The sequence below is a fragment of the Campylobacter canadensis genome, from assembly GCF_013177655.1.
GTDB lineage: Bacteria > Campylobacterota > Campylobacteria > Campylobacterales > Campylobacteraceae > Campylobacter_E > Campylobacter_E canadensis.
In genome coordinates this window covers 956,384-975,792 of sequence record NZ_CP035946.1, presented here as the reverse complement: position 1 = coordinate 975,792, position 19,409 = coordinate 956,384, and the positions used below count along the sequence as shown (strand labels likewise).

The following is a 19,409-nucleotide window of genomic DNA, read 5'->3' as shown; positions in this document are numbered from 1 at the left end:
TTGCAAGTTCTTTAGCGCAGTCATTTGCTAATTTATCGCAAAGTTCATTATATTCATCACCATTATGAGCTTTTACCCAAGAAATACTTATCTTATGATTTTTTGAGCATTCAAGGTATTCTTTCCACAATTGCACATTTTTTTTACCTTTAAAATCGCTTTTAATCCAATTTTGCAACCACTTATTAACACCATCAACAACATACTTACTATCTGAAAATATTTTTATATCACAGGCTTGCTTTAAACTTTTTATAGCATAAATACAAGCACTAAGTTCCATAATATTATTAGTTGTTTGAGCATAGGCTTTAACTTCTTTATTGATTTTACCATTCTCATCAATAACAATGTAAGCCCAAGCTCCAATTCCAGGATTATCCAAACAGCTTCCATCTGTGTAAATCGTTACCTTTTTCATAGCTTTATCCTTATATTTTGTTCCAAACAAGCACAATTAAAACAATTTGAGCAAAATTCAGTATAAAAAATATGCGTACAAGAGCATTTTTTACATACATATTCAATGCTATAATTCGCAATTTCTTCGTTGTTTATTTTAATATTAAATGTGTTATCTTTGTTAATATCTTTATTTTTATTTAAAAAAATAAGCTCATTTTCAACATTGCATAATTCATTTAAACATTTAAACACCTCTTTTGTCTTATCTAAATCATTTAATTTGTAGTATATATAAGCAAGTAATCTTAAGGCCTTTTCATCTCTTGCTACAATTTGTAATAATTCTAAAAGATTGTCTTTTGCCTCATTAATTAAACCTAGTTTTGTATTGCAGTAAGCAAGAGTGTAAAGATAGTTATATTTTTTACTAATATGATTTTTTATATTGTAAATTATTAAATTCTTACACTCAAAAAACATATTAGCTTTAAAATAACTATTTATTATGTCTTCAATTTTTTCTTGAGATAAGCTTAATAAATAATCGCTATTTTCATCAAAAGTACTAATATACTTTTCTATGTTTTTTGAAACTCTATTGTCTTTTATAGCAGTAAAAACCATAAACCAAATAGAAATTATAATAACAACACAAAAAAGTAAAATAATACTAAAAATTGGATTCCTATAATAATCTAATATAAGCTCCAATTTTTATCCTTTTCTTTATTAATTAAATGTAAGTCTATAATTTAGATTTACTCCGTAATCTTGCTTAATAGTTTTTCCACTAAAACCTTTTTCAAATTCAAAACTCCATCTACCATCATTTCCATCATTGTAAGCTATTTGAGCGCTAGTAAAATATCTTGAGTTTGATTTTATTTTTGTATCTACATTATCAATTTTATTATTTAAGCCAATTAGGGTTTTGTTATTTGCTAAAGAAAAGTAAGCTCCGCCGCCTAATCTAAAAGAAAAATCTTCATTTATTTTGTTTCCAAAGAAAAGCTGTGGTTTTAAATCAAAAATAGCATAACTATCTGAGTGCAGTCTTACATTGTTTGTATTAATATTATTTTCCCCTGCATAGCCTAAAATAACTTCAGCGCTAGGTTCTATGTAGAAATTTTCACTTTGTTCGTATCTATATCCAAGCTCAAATGATGATAAAAAGCTATTTGAAGAAAATTTTAAATTATCTACTTCTAAAGTAGGGTCATTGCTAAGTTTAGTTGTTGTACGAATATATTTTGCAACCATATCAACAAAAACTCCACTATTAAATAATCTTGAATAATAAAATCCAGCTGAAAAACTATCAGAGCTGAGACTTTGAGTAGTTTTTTGGTGTAAATATCCAAGTAAAAATCCATAAAATCTTTCATTATCAGGGCTTTTGTCAGCACCAATTTGAATTGCTGCATATCTATCTTTATAATTTTCGTATTTAGCTAAACCACCGTATGCTCTAGCCCAGTAGCCTGTTTGCCCATTTAGATTTCTAATTTCACCTAAACGCTTAGTCATATTGTTTTTTTCCAATTCAATAGCTATTATGTTTTGTGAAAGAGCAGCATTTGCCTTATTTATTTTATTTTTATACTTATTTCTTAATTCATTTGTAGCTGCGATTGAATTCCAAGCATTTTCATCTACATTTGTTTCTTCATTAACTACGCCGTTTTCATCGTTAGCACCGTTAGCAACTTCTTGTGCGTTTGCGAAGGTGCTAAATAAAAATGCAGCGCAAAGAGTAGAAAATAAAATATTTTTATTCATTTTGTTATCCTTAAGTAAAAAATTTGCATAATCATATTAAATTTTTTTAAAAAAAACAAGTTAAAAATAAGGAATATATAACTGGTAATTATCTTCTAAGCTTTTATGTAGCTTTGAAAAATCATTTTTAAAATATTTGAATGTACTATTTTTTAGCATACTTTTATCAAAACCTAAACATTGTAAAATATCTAAATTGTTTTTAAAATGAAAAATCGGATTTAAATTCTTAAACTCAATTAAATCTAATTTGGCATTAAAAAAACTTGATTGAGTGTTAATATGTTCAATTAAATTCTTGCTTGGCATTCTTTGCTGGTCAAAATAAAAAATACTTGCTTCTAAAGAAAATAATAAAGAAAAATCTAAAATAACAGAGCTTAAATTTTCCACCCCTAAACTTCCGCTAGAAATACAAGCTATTTGTTTTAATTGAGAAAAATCTTTTTTACCAATTTTTAAAATAGGTAAAGCACTTTTATAAAATAAAGTCATATTTTTATAAAACATATCTTTATTTAAGACAAAAATACCTGAATAATTATTTGTAAAATCCATAACAATATTTTTTAAGCTTGTTTTTTCATAAAAGAATTTAACCTTAATTGAAGATGTATTAAGGTTATTTAATTTATCTAATGCTTTATTTAAAGTAGGATTTAATACATAAAATAATAAATTACTAGAATTACTTTTTGCGTGCAGCAATAAACTTGTATTAATTAATTTTATAACTTCATCTTCTTTTAAATTCATATCAATAATACAACAAATCATATCCGCATAAGGGCTTGGAAACTGCCCAACTTGTCCTTTAATACGGCTAAAAACAAGATTTAAAAAATTAGGATCACCAACTAAAAGTAATTTATCATTTTGTAGTATTTGAGTGTTTGCGCTTGGTAAAATATATTCATTATTTCTATAAATTAGTGCAATTTTATAAAATTCTTGAGAAATTGAGCTTATGTGCTTATTTGCGTAAATTGAGCCATCTGGTACTCTAACTTGCATAATTTCGCCTTTTGCAAGCCCAATGTATCTTGCAATCATAGGAACATTTGGTAAAAGGTCTATTAAGTGGTTGCAAAGCATTTTATTTGGTTGAATTAATGTGCAAAAAGAATCGTTTGCATAATAATCTAAACTAGAACATAAAATTATATGCAAATGCAAAAATATACTTCTTACTCCATCATAAGCTAATCTTATTTCTTCTTCATCTTCTAATAAAATATACGCTTGTTCAATATTTTCATTTATTAAAAGTGGTTTTATTCTTGCTATATTTGTTGGGTCAAGCTTTTTATAAGTAAAATTTGATTTTAAATTAAACTCATCTTGAGAAATTAAAATGTATTCTTTTTTATCTTTTAAATTATCAATTTCGTTTAAAAAATCATTTGCTATGCTTTTTTGTGCTAATATTAGTATTTTTTTCATATTTACTCCAAAATTAAAGGAAGAATTATAATGGAATTTAAGTTACAATTTACAGATGAAAATGCAAGATGCGCTCAAATAACTACAGCACATAGCACTTTTAGCACACCTTGCTTTATGCCAGTTGGTACTCAAGCTTGTGTAAAAGCCCTTGATGCTATTGATATGAAAGAAAGTCTTGGAGCAAAAATAATCCTTGCAAACACATATCATACTTATTTAAGACCAGGCGCTAATTTAATAGCAGAATTTGGTGGTTTGCATAATTACACAAAATATGATTTATCTTTTTTAACAGATAGCGGCGGTTTTCAAGCTTTTTCTTTAAATTCAAATACAAAACACGAAGAAGATGGGATTATTTTTAAAAGTCATATTGACGGCTCAAAACACAAATTCACTCCTTTTTCGGTACTTAAAACTCAATATTTATTAAATAGTGATATTTGTATGGTGCTTGATGATTTATGTGCTTTACCAGCTAGCGAAGAAAGAATAAAGGCTTCTTTAAAAAGAACAATTTTATGGGCAAAGGAGTCTTTGAAAATGAAAGATGAATTTTTAAATATTGATGAAGATGCCTTATTAAAAAAATATTCTTACGAGCTTTATAAAAGTGATTTTAAACAAAAAATTAAGGCACAAAAAAGAGAGCAAAACATCTTTGCAATAGTGCAGGGTGCAACTGATAAAAATTATAGAAAAGAGTGCCTTGAGGGAATTTTATCTTGTGAAAATAAGCACAAATTTGATGGTCTTGCTATTGGAGGACTTAGCGTTGGAGAAGAAAACATTTTAATGTATGAAACCTTAGAAAATCTTTGTCCTTTAATGCCAAAAGATAGACCAAGATATTTAATGGGAGTTGGAACACCGCTTGATTTAGTTGTAGGCGTAAAAAATGGTGTGGATATGTTTGATTGTGTTATGCCAACAAGAAATGCAAGAAACGCAACCTTATTTACAAGCTTTGGAAAGTTAAATATAAAAGCAGCAAGTATGAAAGATGACGAAAATGCAATTGATAATAATTGCTCTTGTTATACTTGTAAAAATTATTCAAGAGCATATTTACATCACTTATTTAAAGCAAAAGAAATTACATTTTTTCGCTTAGCATCTTTGCATAATTTACATTATTATTTAACATTAATGAAGGATATTCAAGAAGCAATTAAGCAAAAACGCTTTAAAGAATTTTATAATGAGTTTATAAAAATATACAAACTCATATAAAATTAGAAATTGCAATAATAGCAATAGCAATAGGGCATATAAATCTTAAAAAGTTAATCCAAATTAAGAAAAATGTATGCCCCATATAAGGTATAAAAAAGTTTTTTAATTTTTCTTGATTAATACAAAAAGCAACGAAAATACAAATAATAATTGCACTAAGTGGCATTAAAATATTGCTTGTTAAAAAATCAAGTAAAGAAAATAAATCGTAAGAAAAAATATTAAAATTGTAATTTGTTTTAACAGCAGAGCTTAAAATACATAAAATTCCAATTATATAAACAAAGATTCCAATGTAAAATAAAGCTAAACTTCTTTTTATATTAAAGCGATTAATTAAATAAAAGCAAAATGGCTCAATCATAGAAACCGCACTAGTAACACCAGCGAAAAATAAAGAAACAAAAAAGGCAAAAGCTAAAATATTTCCTAAAATTCCAAGTTTTGAAAATAAATTTGTAAGCGAAACAAAAATAAGTCCAGGACCACTACTAGAGCTATCAGCACCAAATTCAAAAACAAAGGTAAAAATAATAAGCCCCATCATAATTCCTATTAATACATTAATTAAAATTATTGATAAGGTTGATTTAATTACATTTATTTTATCAGGAAGCGAAGCAGCGTAGGTTAAAACAGCACAAACTCCAATAGACATTGAAAAAAAGCTAAGCCCAAGCGCATTTAAAATTGAATTTTCATTTAATTTTGAAAAATCAGGGTAAAATAAAAATTCACAAGCTTTTAAAAAACCATCAAAGCTAAAAGAATAAATAAGCATCAATAAAAGTAAAATAAATAAAGCTGGCATCATAAAAACATTCATTTTTTCAATACCGTTTTTAATGCCCTTATTTACAATTAAAAAAATAAAAATAAAAACAATACTAAAACAAATGATTTGTGAAAATATATCTGCTTGTAATAAATTACTGAATAAAGCAGCACTTTCATTAATATTTTGTGGCAAGGTAAAAAAACTTTTATAAATATAATAAACAATCCAACCAATTACAACACTATAAAAACACACAATTAAAATTGCACCTATCATAAAAAAACCCGCAAACGACCAAGCTTTTTTATTATTATTTGCAAGCAAATAAAAGGCATTTACTGAATCTTTTCTGCTTAATCTTCCAATGCTAAGTTCAGCTAAAAAAACCATAAATGCAACTAAAATAGTAAGAAGTAAATAAAGTAAAATAAAAGCACTACCGCCGTTTTGTCCAACCATCGTTGGGAATTTCCAAGCATTTCCAAGCCCAACTGCTGAACCTGCCATTGCTAAAACAAAGCCTATTTTTGAAAAATGTTCTTTCATTTTTTATCCTTTATAAAAATTAAAAAAAGCAATAATAATTACAGCAAGTGGTGCTATAACTCTTGCAAAAAAATACCAAAGTTCAAATAAAGATTTTTTTAAATATGGAGAAAACTCAGCATATAAATCTTCTTTTTTTATAAAATATCCAACAAAAATTGTGGCAAAAAATGCTCCAAACGGCATAATAATATTTGAGCTAATGTAATCTAAAATATCAAAAATTCTTCCTTGTAAAATACAGCAAATTCCTAAAAAATAAACAATAAATCCTATTAAAATTAAGGCTTTTTTTCTTGAAAAAGAAAAGCGGTTTATTAAAAAAAAGCAAAAAGGCTCAATCATAGAAACCGCACTTGTAATTCCTGCAAAAAATAATGCTATAAAAAATAAAATTGCTAAGATTGAACCTAAAATTCCAAGTTTTGCAAATAAGCTTGTAAGGGAAATAAAGATTAAACCAGCGCCTTGTTCGTTTGAATTTGCACCAAATTCAAAAATAAAAGAAAAAACAATAAGCCCCATCATAAGCCCAACTAAAAGATTAATAAAAACAATATATAAAGTTGAGCTTATGAAATTTGTTTTTTTAGGCAATGATGCTGAATATGTAATTATACTTCCTGCACCAATGCTAAGTGAAAAACAAGCAAGTCCAAGTGCATTTAAAATTGAATTTTCATTTAATTTTGAAAAATCAGGGTAAAATAAAAATTCACAAGCTTTAAAAAAACCATCAATATTCATAGAATAAATAAGCATTAATAAAAGTAAAATAAATAAAGCTGGCATCATAAAAACATTCATTTTTTCAATACCATTTTTTACTCCTTTACTTACGATGTAAAAAGACATAAAAAACACTATACTAAAGCAAATAATAACACTAGTTAAATCATTTGATAATAAATTATTAAAAATAAGCTCATTTTGTTTAATATCAGTATTAAAAGAGGCAAAAGAAAATAAAGTTTTTATTGAAAAATAAATATAATAAACTATCCAACCAATAATAACACTATAAAAACTTACTATTAAAAGCGCTCCAATCATTGTAAAGCCAACTAAGCTCCATAGTTTTTTATTTTTTGATGCAAGTTTATAATAAGCGCCTACTGGGTCAAGTTGTGATTTTTTACCAATATATAATTCACATAAAAATATTACAAAGCCAACCGCTAAAGTAAGTGCAATAAAAAGCATTATAAAAGCACCACCACCATTTTGCCCAACCATTGTTGGGAATTTCCAAGCATTTCCAAGCCCAACTGCTGAACCTGCAACTGCTAAAATAAAACCGATTTTAGAAAATGTAGTATTCAAAATGTTTGCCTTTTTTTAAAAATTTTTGATAAAGTTTGCATTCTATAATAATTTTTGCGATTTTTAGGTAAAAAAAGGTAAAAAAATTGATTTTTTGTTACAAAATTATATTTTCTTATGATGGTTCGATGTTTTTTGGTTCTGCAAAGCAGCCTAATTTAAACTGTGTTCAAAATAGATTTAATGAAGCTTTAAAAACCATAGGAGTTTTTAGCGAGGCTTTATTTGCTTCAAGAACGGATAAAGGTGTGCATGCTTTATGCAATGTTGCTTGCATTAAGAGTGTTTATAAGCTTAATTTGACTTTTGCAAAAAATAAATTAAATAAAATTCTTGATGGAATTTACATTAAAAGCATTAAAGAAGTAAGCTCTAATTTTGAAGTTAGATTTGATGTAAAAACAAGGGCTTATAGATATATAATCTCAAATAATTTTAATGCTTTTAATAAAAAATATCTTTGTTATTATGACAAAAAAATTAATATAAAATTGCTAAAACAAGCTTTAAATATATTGCAAAATGAGTATGATTTTTCATCATTTAGCCTAAGTAATGACAAAAAAAATAAAATAAGAAAAATGTATAAATGCAGGATATATAATTATAAAGACTATACTGTAATTAATTTTTTTGCTAATGGTTTTTTAAGGGGTCAGATTAGACTAATTGTTGATTTTTTACTAAAAATTAATGAAAATAAACTAAGTTTAGAAGATTTTAAGCAACAACTTTTAAATATCAAAACACATTCAAGAACTTTAGCAAATGCTGGTGGTTTGTATTTAAAAAGCGTAAGTTATATTTAAAGGATAAAAATGATTTTAGCAATTGAAAGCTCTTGCGATGATTCATCAATAGCAATAATTGATACTAAAGATTTAAAAGAAGTTTTTTATGAAAAAATTTCTCAAAACGAGCATAGTGCATTTGGTGGAGTAGTGCCTGAACTTGCAAGTAGATTACACACAATCGCCTTACCAAATATTTTAAAACAAACTAAGCAGTACTTTCCTAATTTAAAGGCAATAGCGGTTACAAATGAGCCTGGTCTTAGTGTTTCGCTACAAAGTGGTGTTGCTATGGCAAAAGCACTTGCTTTAAGCCTTAAATTGCCTTTAATTACTGTAAATCATTTAGTAGGGCATATTTGTTCTTTGTTTTTAAATGAAGATATTCAAAATAATTTTTTATGCTTATTAGTAAGCGGTGGGCATACTCAAATATTAAAAATAAATAAAAATTATGAAATACAAATTCTTGCAAAAACAAATGATGATAGTTTTGGAGAAAGTTTTGATAAGGTTGCAAAAATGCTTGATTTATCATATCCTGGTGGTCCAATAGTTGAAGAATTAGCAAAAAAGGGTAAAAATATTTGCAATTTTACAACCCCTTTAAAAGATAAAACAAGGCTTGAGTATTCTTTTTCTGGCTTAAAAAATCAAGTTAGATTAGCTTTAAATGATTTTAGCAAAAATGATATTTGTGCTTCTTTTCAAGCAACTGCTATTAATCATATTTGTGATAAAATAGAACTTTTTATGAAAGATAGCGAATGTAAAATGCTTGGAATTGTTGGTGGGGCTAGTGCTAATTTAGCTCTTAGAAAAGAAATTGAGCTTTTGTGCAATAAATATAATTTTTCTTTAAAACTTGCACCTTTAAAATACTGCTCTGATAATGCTTTAATGATAGCAAGAGCTGCTGTGCTTAAATACAAAAGAGCTGAATTTGCTAATTTAAACACCGAATTAATAAGCCCAGTTCCAACTGATTTTAGAAGGATTTAAAATGCTTTTTACTGATATTATTGGCAATTTTGATGAAAGTGCTTTTAGTAAGATTGATGATATTTTACTGCTTGATGAATTTAATTTAAACAAAAAAAATTTTAAGGCTCTTTGCATAAGTGGAAAAGAAATTGAAATTTCATTGCAAAGCAGCCTAAAAAACCACGATATTATTAGCAATAAAGAAAAAAATATTTTAGTAAAATTTCCTTTGCAAGAATTACTTTTAATTTTTCCAAAAGATATTAGTGAGGCTGCAAAAGTAGGGCATTTTTTAGCTTTAAAAAAGTATTTTTTACACATTGATAATAACCTTTTAATAACTCAAAACGATAACTTAATTAAAGAATGGCTTAATTTTCATAATATTAAAAATGAAGTTAGCAAAAGAACGCTAGATAAAGCTTTTAAAGATAATGTTTAGCGTAATTATCCCCTTATTTAATAAGCAGCAATATATAAAAAGAGCAATTTTAAGCTGCTTAAATCAATCTTTTAGCGATTATGAAATAATTGTAATTGATGATAATAGTTGCGATTTATCACTGCAAATTCTAAATGAATTTAAAGATAAAAGAATAAAAATTATTAAAAATAAAGAAAACAAAGGTACTTTTGCAAGTAGAAATTATGGGCTACTTAATGCTAAAAATGATTTTATTTGTTTTTTAGACCCTGATGATTATTTTTTAAAAGATGCTTTTTTACATTTAAAAAATAGTATAAACGAAGCTGATATTGTATGTTTTAACGCCTTTGTGCATAGGGTTAAGACTAAAGAATTTTATTCTTACGAAAATGCTTTTTTTAAAAAAGATGAGCATTTATTATTTTTACTAAAACAAAGGCATTTTTGCTGGTCGGTTTGGGCAAAATTATTTAAAAAAGAGCTTTTGTTTAATGCTTTAAAATATTTAAAAATTAATGAACATTTGTGCTATTTTGAAGATTTTTTACTTTGTTTTTGTGCTTTTAATTTAGCAAAAACAATTAAAACATCTAAAAAAATCATTTATCAATATGAGTTTAGTGAAGATGGAATTTATGAATCAAAGCTTAGATTAAAACAAAATTATAATGATTTTTTAAAGGTAAAAGAATATATTTTATATCTAATGCAAAATGATTTTAAAAATCAACTTTTTAATGAAAAAATAAAACTTGTTTTAGATAAAAATCAAAAAGATTTATTACATAGAATACAAAAGGAGGCTTTATGAAAGAAGTTAGACTAAAAATTGATGGAATGAATTGTATTAATTGTGCAAATAAAATTAAAAACGAATGTCTTAAAAATGGAGTTATACAAGCAAATATTAATGTAATTAGCAAAGATGCAATATTTATGGTTGATGATGATTTTTCTTTAGAAAAATTAGAATTCATAATTAAAAACTTAGGTTTTAGCATTTTAGATAAAAATATAAAAAACAAAAAAAATTATAAATTAGAAAAAATGTTAGTGGCTTTATTTGCTAGTATTTTTTGTTATTTTAATAATGATTTTTTATTAACTAGCATTGCTTGTTCTTTTGCTGTGTTTTTTAGCGCTAGTTCATTTTTTTATAAAGCTTTTTTTAAAAAATCTTTTGGAATGGATTTGCTTGTTAGTCTTGGAGTTGGTATAAATTATATTTATTCATTTTTTTCTATTTCTCATACTTATTTTTTTGAGAGTTCTTTTACAATTTTTATTGTAAGTTTTGGAAAATTTATTGAAGAATTTGCAAAAAATAAAGCAAATAAAAATTTAAATTACAAAGATGAAGCTTTTATTTTGCTTAAAAATAATACAAAAATCAAAGCACAAGATGTAAAAATAGGCGATGAAATAATAATAAAAGCTCAAGAAGAAATTAAAATTGATGGAATTTTAGAAAGCAAAATAGCCTATTTAGATGAAAGTGTATTAAGCGGAGAAAGTAAAATCATTGTAAAAAAACAAGGCGATAAACTTTATCAAGGTAGTATTAATTTAAATGAGCAAATAATAATCAAAGCTAGTTCAAATTATTATGATAGCTCCTTGCAAAAATTAAAAGATGAAGCGCAAAAAGCTATGAATCAAAAAATAAAATTACTAAATTTAACAGATAAAATTGCTTCAAAATTTGTATTAATTATAAGTGTAATTGCTGCTTTTTGTTTTAGTATTTGGTATTATTTAAGTGATTTAAATACGGCATTTTTTTATACAAGCAGTGTGTTTTTAATATCTTGCCCTTGTGCTTTAGGACTTTGTGTACCAATGGTTGTAGCAATTAGTGTTAATATTTGTTTTAAAAATAAAATTATATTAAAAAATCCAGAAATTTTAAGTGAATTTTATAATATTAACACCTTTGCTTTTGATAAAACTGGCACACTTACAAGTAATATTCAAAGTATTAAACATAATTTAAGCGATGATGATTTTAAAATTATTGCTAGTGTTGAAAGTTTAATAAATCACCCAATAGCAAAAAGCATAGCAAACTCATGTACGAATTTAATGCAAATTGACGGACAAATAGAGCTTAAAGATAACATCTTATCTTTTAAAAATAAAGACTATGATGTAAAAATTATCCCAAGCGAAAATGAACTTACTTGCTTTATAAACGATAAAGAAGTTGGAAAAATCTTTTTAGAAAATAAATTAAGCAAGGATGCAAAAGAATTAATTAGCTTTTTAAAAAAGCAAAATAAAAGAATAATCATTTTAAGCGGCGATAGTAAAACAAGGGTAGAGCAATGCGCAAAAGAATTAAATATAAATGAGTTTTATTACAGACTAAGTGCAGAGCAAAAAGCACAAATTATAAAAGAACTTAATGAAAAAGTTTTATATGTTGGAGATGGAGCAAATGATATTTTAAGTATTGTAAATGCAGATTTTTCAGTATCTTTTAATGAAGCAAGTGCAGTTGCTAAAAGTAAAAGTGATGTTATTTTGATTGAAAAAAATCTTGAGAATATAAAAAATATTTTTTCTTTATTTAAAAAGTCAAATAGAAAAATTAAAGAAAATCTTATTTTCTCATTTTTTTATAATTTTTTTGGCTTAATTTTAGCTAGTGGTTTGCTTAGTTCTTTTTCTTTACATTTAAATCCAGCTTTGTGTGCTTTTTTAATGAGCATGTCTTCTTTGATTGTAGTTGCAAATTCTTTACTTTTATTTAAGCATAAATTTTAATTAGCCCTTAAAAAGGGCTTTTTGTACTAAGCAACTGCTTACTTTGTCTTATCAGCATTTTATGTTTTTTTTATTTATATGTTCAAGATAAAATTCTTTTTTACTCAAAGGCTCTTTGTTTGGATGGTGTTTTTTAAAATGCTCCAAATATAAAGGATAATTAGGAGCATTTAAAAGAGCATAGAAAAAATCACGAAGCTGCTTTTTCATAAATAACTTCTTTTAGTGGAATGTCAAAACTTCCTTTGTAACTTTGTCTTAAAATTACGCAGAATTTTATTCCAACAATAATAGTTACAAGCAAGAAAAACACCGTTAAAATAGCGTTAATTACATTTGAATTTGCAACTTGAATTGCCTTATCGTATTCTTTTTTGCTTTTTTCATCAACAATTTTATCTTTAAGATTATTTGCTTTTGCATAATTTATTTGTGCAGTCGCAACATGAGAAATTGAATTTGCAATTTTATCATCACTCATTGGCAAAATTTTTGCAACTCCTGCACTAAAGGTGGTTGATATTACAAATAAAGCAGGTAAAATGATTGCTAAAATATATTTTCTTTTATTCATTTTTACAAAAACACTTGCACATAAAAACATTGCAATTACTGCTAATAATTGATTACTTACTCCAAATAAAGACCAAAGTGAATAAATTCCACCAAGAGGGTCAATAGCACCTCCGTACAAAAACCAGCCCCAGCCAGCAACGCAAAGCAATGTAGCAAATAAATTTGCTGCAAAATTTGCTGTATTTGCTAAAGGTTTATAAACATTACCAAGCATATCTTGTACCATAAAACGACAAGTTCTAGTACCAGCATCAACAGCAGTTAAAATAAATAAGGCTTCAAATAAAATTGCAAAATGATACCAAAATGCCATCATTTCTTTTCCACCAATTATTTCATGAATTATCAAAGATAAACCAATAGCAAAGGTAGGCGCACCACCCGTTCTACTTAAAATTGTATTTTCACCAATATCCTTTGCTAAAGCATTTATATCACTAGGAGAAATGCTAAAACCCCAAGATGAAATAATACTAGCTGCACTTTCAACACTATTACCAATTATTGCAGGGGCACTATTTATTGCAAAATAAATACCAGGCTCTAAGATACAAGCAGCAATTAATGCCATAATAGCTACAGCACTTTCCATTAACATTGAGCCGTAGCCTACCATTTTTGCTTCTTTTTCACTTTCAAGCATTTTAGGGCTTGTTCCGCTTGAAATTAATGCGTGAAAACCTGAAATTGCTCCACAAGCAATATTTATAAATAAAAATGGAAAAAGTCCTCCAGCAAAAACAGGACCTGTACCATCAATAAAATGTGTAATTTTTGCCATTTTAATATCAGGTAAGGCAAAAATAACACATAAAGCCATAGCTACAATTACACCAATTTTTAAAAATGTTGATAGATAATCTCTTGGTGCAAGTAAAAACCAAACAGGCAATATTGAAGCAATAATTCCATAAGCCATCATAATAAAACTAAGTTCTAAAACGCTAAAATCAAAATATCTTGCTAGGCTAGGGTTTTGTGCAATATCCTTACCAAAATAAAGAGCTAAAAGCAATAATACAAAGCCAATAATTGATGCTTCTAAAACATTTGCTGGTCTTAAATATCTCATATAAATTCCCATAAAAATTGCAATAGGAATTGTACAAAATATCGTAAAAGTACCCCAAGGAGAATGTGCTAATGCTTTTACAACAACCATTGCTAAAATTGCAATTATAATAAGCATAATTAAAAACACTCCAAGCATTGAAATACTGCCAACAACACTACCCATTTCATCTTTTATCATTTCACCTAAACTTTTTGCTCCTCTTCTGCTTGAGACAAAAAGTACAACAAAATCGTGTGTTGCTCCAACAAAAACACCACCAATTAAAATCCAAAGTACGCTAGGTAAATAGCCCATTTGCGCTGCTAAAATAGGTCCAACTAAAGGTCCAGCTCCAGCAATAGCTGCAAAATGGTGTCCAAATAAAACATATTTATTTGTTGGTACAAAGTCTTTTCCATCATTAATTGCTACAGCAGGAGTTATTCTATTTGCATCAATAGAACATAATTTTTGCTCAATAAATAAAGCATAAAATCTATAGCCAAGCGTGTAAATACAAATACTAGCTATTACAATCCAAGCAGCATTTATACTTTCTCCTTTGTTTAAGGCTATTACACCCATACAAAAGGCAGCTACAATGGATACTAAAACCCAAATGATTTTTTTCATCACTTGCTCCTTTTAAAAAAATTAATCCTAAGCATATTGCATAAAAATTAATTTTTAAGGAAAAAAATTAGATTTTATTTTTTATTTTTCTTTAATGTTACTTTTTGTAACTAATTAAATTAAAAAATAAATTATCTATATGAAAAAACAGGCAAGGACCACTTATATTTAATAGCAAGCAATCTTAAACTTACTCCAATAAAAAGGGTAAAAATTACACAAAATTGATTATTTATTTCCAAAATATAAGAAAGTATGTAGTATAAAATTGCAACGATAATACTAATTCCTGCATAAACTTCTTTTTGAAAAACAAGGGGAATTTTATTGCATAAAATATCTCTTAAAATTCCACCACTAACTCCTGTAATTACAGCAGCACAAAGAGCGATAATAAAACCTAGTTTCATTTCAATTGCAATTTGTGCTCCTAAAATGCTAAAGACAACCAATCCAATAGCATCAAGACTTAAAAATACCTTATCAAGCCTTTTTACTAATTTTGGAATTTTTGTTGCAAGTAGGGCAAAGCAGCATATTAAAATCACATATTCAGGGTGCTTTACCCAAGTTAGCGGATAATGACCTAATAATACATCTCTTAAAGAACCGCCACCAATTGCCGTAACTAAAGCTATAAACATCACTCCAAATAAATCCATTTTATATCTTCCTGCAGCAAGTGCAGCGCTCATTCCCTCACTTGCGATACCGATTATGTAGAGTATTGTAAGTAACATTTGTTTTAAAAGAATTCAGGGTGCTTTTCTTTTAGTTTTTTTACTGTTTTTAATACTGCTTCAAAATCATCTTCACAATCAATCTCATCAATTAAATCCATATAAGCAAAAGCAGCCTTTTCTAAACAATCTTTTTTAACCCCAGCATAAAAAAGCATTGCTTTATGTATTAAAGCTAATTCATACATCAATTCTTCGTTTAAATTTTCATCATTTTTCATTAAATTTCTCCAAATGTGTTTTAACTTGTTCTTTAATTTTTGAATAAATACTACTATCTTTATAAGTTAAAAGTACTCCTCCACTAGCATTTGCATGCCCACCACCATTAAAAGCAATTTTAGCAAACTCACTCACATCAATTTTATTATTAGCTCTTAGTGAAACCTTTTTTCCAGGATTAATTTCTAAGAAAAAATCATAATCAGGATTTTTTACTAAAAAATCATTTCCTATTACACTTACATTTCCAATATCATAAGCTAATAAACCTTTTTTATCTTTATAAAAAATAGTGTATTCGTCTTTGTTTGTTTCAAGAAGTTTTACTATTTTTGCACTAATTAAATTACACAAGGTATTATTTTTTTCTTGTTTAAAAAAATCTTTTTTTATAAAATGAATATTATCTTCAAGTTTAATATTTGCATCTTCATATTCAAAATAATCTTGTGCTTTTTCAATTAAAAACATAATATATTCATTTTGTTCTTTGCTAAAAAGGGTTCTATTTAGCTCTTTTGCACTTGAGACTAATTGCATTAAACTTTTTGCAAGTTCAAAATATTCACTATCACTAAGCCAAATATCAATAGCATTAACAATATCAACTAATTTGCTTAATTTTTCATCTTTATAAAAAATATTTGAGAAAAAATCATATGTAATTTTAGTAGCACATCTTTTACTGTCTAAAAAATACCAAGGGTATTTTTGCATACAATCTAATCCTGTTTGATGATGGTCTAATAAAAGTAATTTTACATTGTTAAATTCTTTTACTTTTAAATCAAATTTTTCGCATACGCTTTCAATTGGATTTAAATCAGTAATTAATATCATCGCCTTTTGTTCTGGATTTTGCTTAATTTTATCTATTATTAAATCAAATTTTTCTTCAATTTCTTTTCCGTAATTTGAATTAAAAAATTCATAATCTTTAAAATAAAATCTTGTTACATACTGACAAGAATAACCATCTAAATCAGTATGGCTTAAGTGGTATAATTTCATTTATTCTCCTAAATTTGTGCTGAAATACTGCCTAAACTATCAAACTCAACATTAGTTGCAAGCTCACTAAAGGCTAAAATAACAACCTTTTTCAAACCAAATTTAAGGCATATTTGTTTTATAACTCTTCTTAAACTTGGCTCAACAACTATTACAAAAGCATTTGCTCTACTTGATAAATGCTCTTCTAGTTTGGACTTTATTGCATTATATAAAGTATTAGTTTGTTCTAAATTAATAGCTAAAGTGCTTTGATTATTTTTTGTGGTTAATAATTCTAATAATCTTTTATTTAAAGCAATATCAAAGGTATAAAATTGCAAAACATTATTTTCGTCTAAGTACATATTAGTAATTGTTCTACTAAGTGCTGCTCTTGTATGGTCTGTAATTATATCAACATCTTTTGTTATAGCAGCAAGATTTAATATGCTTTCTAAAATAGAAATCATATCTTTAATAGGGATTTGCTCTGCTAATAATTCTTTTAAAACATTTTGAATTAAGCTAATACTAGCTACTTTTAAACATTCATCTACTAATACACCTTGCTCTTGCTTCATCTTATTTAATAAATTATTTACTTCTTGCATTGTCAGCAATTCACTTGCATATTGTTTTACAAGCTCACTCATATGAGTGCTAATTACTGCAGCAGGATGCACAACTACATAACCACTAATAGTAGCTTGATTTTTTTGATTTTGCTCTATCCAAACAGCCTTGCTTCCAAAAGCAGGTTCAATAACTTCAATGCCATCAATTTCATCAGTTTCATCAAAACCATTATCAATAGCTAAAAATTTATCAGGATAAACTTTATCTTTAGCGATACTATTGCCTTTTAATTTAAAAATATATTCATTTTGGTCTATTGAAAGATTATCGCATAATCTAATCTTAGGCATTAAAAAACCTAAAGTACTTGCTATTGTTTTACGCATTGAGCGAATTCTTTCAACCAAATCACTTTCAGCAATCTTGATTAAAGAATAGCCAAGCTCTAATTCTAAAATTTCTTGCTTTAAAATGTTATTTATTTTTTCTTCTTCTTCTTTTGCAATTTGTTCTTCTGATTTTTGTGGTCTTTGTGCACTTTGTGTACCATCAGCTGCTGGAGCACTAGTACCTGCTGGAGCGCCTTGAGTTTTATTTTTTACTTTTGAATCTTGTCTTTCTTTATCAACATTCATCATCAAATACCCAATTGCAAGAAAAACTAAAGCCATAAAACCCAATGAAAGATGTGGTAAACCAGGAACAAGCGCAAAAATAAAAATAATAAAACCAACTATTAAAAGTGTTTTATAATCGCCCAATAATTGCTCTAATGCCCCTTCGGCAAAATTCTTTTCTTCTTTTGAAGCACGAGTGATAATAATAGCGGTTGCTGTTGATGTTATTAAACCTGGTATTTGTGAAACTAAGCCATCTCCGATTGTTAAAATTGTGTAATGATTTGCAGCTGTGTTTATATCTAAATCATGCTGAAACATTCCAATTAACAAACCACCAATAATATTTACAATAGTAATTATAATCCCTGCAACTGCATCACCTTTTATGAATTTAGACGAACCATCCATTGCTCCATAAAAATTAGCTTCTGAGATAATTTCTTGTCTTCTTACCCTTGCTTGTTCTTCTGTGATTAATCCTGCATTTAAATCTGCATCAATTGCCATTTGCTTTCCTGGCATAGCATCAAGAGTAAATCTTGCTTGTACCTCACTAACACGAGTTGAACCCTTTGTTACAACCATAAAATTAATTAAAACTAAAATACAAAAAACAACAACACCAATTACAAAATTACCTCCAACAACAAATTCACCAAAAGAAGCAATTATATCACTTACAGCACTAGGGCCTTCGTGTCCTTTGCTTAAAATCATTCTTGTTGTTGCTATATTTAAACTTAAACGAAAAAGAGTAATTAATAAAATTAATGTTGGAAAGGTTGTTAAATCAGTAGGTTTTGCAATATACATTGAAATAAGTATCATCAATACCGATATGCAAATACTAAGCGCTAAGCAAAAGTCTAAAATTGCACTAGGTAAAGGCACAATAATAATTGCTAAAATAGCAACTACTAAAAGTACCATACTTAGACTTTTAAACTTAATAATAGGTGCTAAAAATGGAAAAACAAAATCAACTAATTTATTCTTTGCCATTTTTTAAACCCTTAAAAATTGATTAATTTTCATTTATAATTTGTTCTAGGCTAATATCTTCTAAAAAATTATTAATTTTATCTTGTAGTTTTGTAATCATAGGAAAGATTTTACAATCTTCATCTTTATTATTGGGGCATCCGCAAGTTGATGCACATTCAAAAACTAAGGGTTCTTTTTTTTCAGCTGAAATAATTATTTCTTTGACATTAATATCTTTTGCCTCTTTTGATAAAATAAAACCACCCTTAATTCCTTTAAAAGATTTTAACAAACCATCTTTTGCTAAATTCTGCAAAATTTTTGCTAAAAATGAGCGTGGGATATTTAGTTCATTGGCTAAAGTATCAACATCAATTGGACTTTTTTGCTTTGCAATATAAATTAAGCTAAGTAAAGCGTATTCACTTGCTCTTGTAAATAACATATTTTTCCTTAATATAAAAATTTGAGATTAGATAATATAACAATTTAGATTTAATGCAAAAAATTTTATACATTAATTACTG

The 19,409-nt window shown here is 26.8% G+C and carries 18 protein-coding genes and 1 pseudogene; 6 read left to right on the top strand and 13 right to left on the bottom strand.

Annotation, left to right across the window (positions count from 1 at the left end):
- Window positions 1-28 precede the first annotated feature (28 nt).
- The 4 genes and pseudogenes from CCANL266_RS09565 to CCANL266_RS04625 all read right to left on the bottom strand — a co-directional run.
- Window positions 29-421: pseudogene (locus CCANL266_RS09565) on the bottom strand (RNase H family protein); the annotation flags it as partial.
- Window positions 418-1,116, bottom strand: a complete 699-nt coding sequence (locus tag CCANL266_RS04635; RefSeq protein WP_172232066.1) for a tetratricopeptide repeat protein — start codon at window positions 1,114-1,116, stop codon at window positions 418-420. The pseudogene CCANL266_RS09565 and the gene CCANL266_RS04635, both read right to left, overlap by 4 nt.
- An 18-nt stretch (window positions 1,117-1,134) precedes the next feature.
- Window positions 1,135-2,187 (bottom strand): autotransporter outer membrane beta-barrel domain-containing protein, encoded by a 1,053-nt coding sequence (locus CCANL266_RS04630; RefSeq protein ID WP_172232062.1) that lies wholly within the window; start codon window positions 2,185-2,187, stop codon window positions 1,135-1,137.
- Between the two features lie 60 nt (window positions 2,188-2,247).
- A complete protein-coding gene (locus CCANL266_RS04625) occupies window positions 2,248-3,630 on the bottom strand; it encodes a TrkA C-terminal domain-containing protein (protein WP_172232059.1) in 1,383 nt (460 codons plus the stop codon).
- Window positions 3,631-3,660: 30 nt separating this feature from the next.
- Here CCANL266_RS04625 and CCANL266_RS04620 point away from each other — a divergent pair, with 30 nt between their 5' ends.
- Complete coding sequence (locus tag CCANL266_RS04620; RefSeq protein ID WP_172232056.1) at window positions 3,661-4,866, top strand: tRNA guanosine(34) transglycosylase Tgt; 1,206 nt, start codon at window positions 3,661-3,663, stop codon at window positions 4,864-4,866.
- Here the strand turns inward: CCANL266_RS04620 and CCANL266_RS04615 are convergent.
- Window positions 4,859-6,193, bottom strand: a complete 1,335-nt coding sequence (locus CCANL266_RS04615) for a sodium-dependent transporter (RefSeq protein ID WP_172232053.1) — start codon at window positions 6,191-6,193, stop codon at window positions 4,859-4,861. The genes CCANL266_RS04620 and CCANL266_RS04615 overlap by 8 nt on opposite strands.
- A gap of 3 nt (window positions 6,194-6,196) precedes the next feature.
- Window positions 6,197-7,516 (bottom strand): sodium-dependent transporter, encoded by a 1,320-nt coding sequence (locus tag CCANL266_RS04610; protein ID WP_172232050.1) that lies wholly within the window; start codon window positions 7,514-7,516, stop codon window positions 6,197-6,199.
- Between the two features lie 86 nt (window positions 7,517-7,602).
- On the opposite strand from CCANL266_RS04610, the gene truA reads away from it, so the two are divergent.
- Genes truA through CCANL266_RS04585 form a run of 5 tightly spaced genes read left to right on the top strand, consistent with a single transcriptional unit; the run spans window position 7,603 to window position 12,484 of the window.
- Window positions 7,603-8,325: a tRNA pseudouridine(38-40) synthase TruA gene (gene truA / locus CCANL266_RS04605; protein ID WP_172232047.1), complete on the top strand. Its 723-nt coding sequence runs from the start codon at window positions 7,603-7,605 to the stop codon at window positions 8,323-8,325.
- 9 nt (window positions 8,326-8,334) lie between these two features.
- Window positions 8,335-9,309: a tRNA (adenosine(37)-N6)-threonylcarbamoyltransferase complex transferase subunit TsaD gene (tsaD, locus tag CCANL266_RS04600; RefSeq protein ID WP_172232044.1), complete on the top strand. Its 975-nt coding sequence runs from the start codon at window positions 8,335-8,337 to the stop codon at window positions 9,307-9,309.
- A 1-nt stretch (window position 9,310) separates the two neighbouring features.
- Entirely contained in the window at window positions 9,311-9,733 is a 423-nt protein-coding gene (locus CCANL266_RS04595; protein ID WP_172232041.1) for a hypothetical protein, read from the top strand.
- Window positions 9,726-10,529 carry a glycosyltransferase family 2 protein gene (locus tag CCANL266_RS04590; protein ID WP_172232038.1) on the top strand — a complete coding sequence of 268 codons (804 nt, stop codon included), beginning with the start codon at window positions 9,726-9,728 and terminating at the stop codon, window positions 10,527-10,529. Before CCANL266_RS04595 ends, CCANL266_RS04590 begins: the two co-directional genes overlap by 8 nt.
- Complete coding sequence (locus tag CCANL266_RS04585) at window positions 10,526-12,484, top strand: heavy metal translocating P-type ATPase (RefSeq protein WP_172232035.1); 1,959 nt, start codon at window positions 10,526-10,528, stop codon at window positions 12,482-12,484. Before CCANL266_RS04590 ends, CCANL266_RS04585 begins: the two co-directional genes overlap by 4 nt.
- Window positions 12,485-12,535: 51 nt before the next feature.
- On the opposite strand, the gene CCANL266_RS04580 is transcribed toward CCANL266_RS04585, so the two are convergent.
- The 7 genes from CCANL266_RS04580 to CCANL266_RS04550 all read right to left on the bottom strand — a co-directional run bounded on the left by CCANL266_RS04580 (window position 12,536) and on the right by CCANL266_RS04550 (window position 19,327).
- Window positions 12,536-12,694, bottom strand: a complete 159-nt coding sequence (locus CCANL266_RS04580) for a CstA-like transporter-associated (seleno)protein (RefSeq protein WP_172232032.1) — start codon at window positions 12,692-12,694, stop codon at window positions 12,536-12,538.
- On the bottom strand, window positions 12,675-14,747 hold the full coding sequence (locus tag CCANL266_RS04575; RefSeq protein WP_172232029.1) for a carbon starvation CstA family protein: 2,073 nt from the start codon (window positions 14,745-14,747) through the stop codon (window positions 12,675-12,677). Before CCANL266_RS04575 ends, CCANL266_RS04580 begins: the two co-directional genes overlap by 20 nt.
- Window positions 14,748-14,878: 131 nt before the next feature.
- Window positions 14,879-15,487, bottom strand: a complete 609-nt coding sequence (locus tag CCANL266_RS04570) for a trimeric intracellular cation channel family protein (RefSeq protein WP_172232026.1) — start codon at window positions 15,485-15,487, stop codon at window positions 14,879-14,881.
- Between the two features lie 5 nt (window positions 15,488-15,492).
- Entirely contained in the window at window positions 15,493-15,708 is a 216-nt protein-coding gene (locus CCANL266_RS04565) for a hypothetical protein (RefSeq protein ID WP_172232023.1), read from the bottom strand.
- Entirely contained in the window at window positions 15,698-16,720 is a 1,023-nt protein-coding gene (locus CCANL266_RS04560; RefSeq protein ID WP_172232020.1) for a DHH family phosphoesterase, read from the bottom strand. The genes CCANL266_RS04565 and CCANL266_RS04560 overlap by 11 nt, the downstream gene beginning before the upstream one ends.
- 8 nt (window positions 16,721-16,728) lie before the next feature.
- The gene (gene flhA / locus CCANL266_RS04555; RefSeq protein WP_172232017.1) at window positions 16,729-18,900 is read right to left on the bottom strand and encodes a flagellar biosynthesis protein FlhA; all 2,172 of its coding nucleotides are present in this window, start codon (window positions 18,898-18,900) and stop codon (window positions 16,729-16,731) included.
- A 22-nt stretch (window positions 18,901-18,922) separates the two neighbouring features.
- Window positions 18,923-19,327: an Rrf2 family transcriptional regulator gene (locus tag CCANL266_RS04550; RefSeq protein WP_172232014.1), complete on the bottom strand. Its 405-nt coding sequence runs from the start codon at window positions 19,325-19,327 to the stop codon at window positions 18,923-18,925.
- Between the last annotated feature and the right edge of the window lie 82 nt (window positions 19,328-19,409).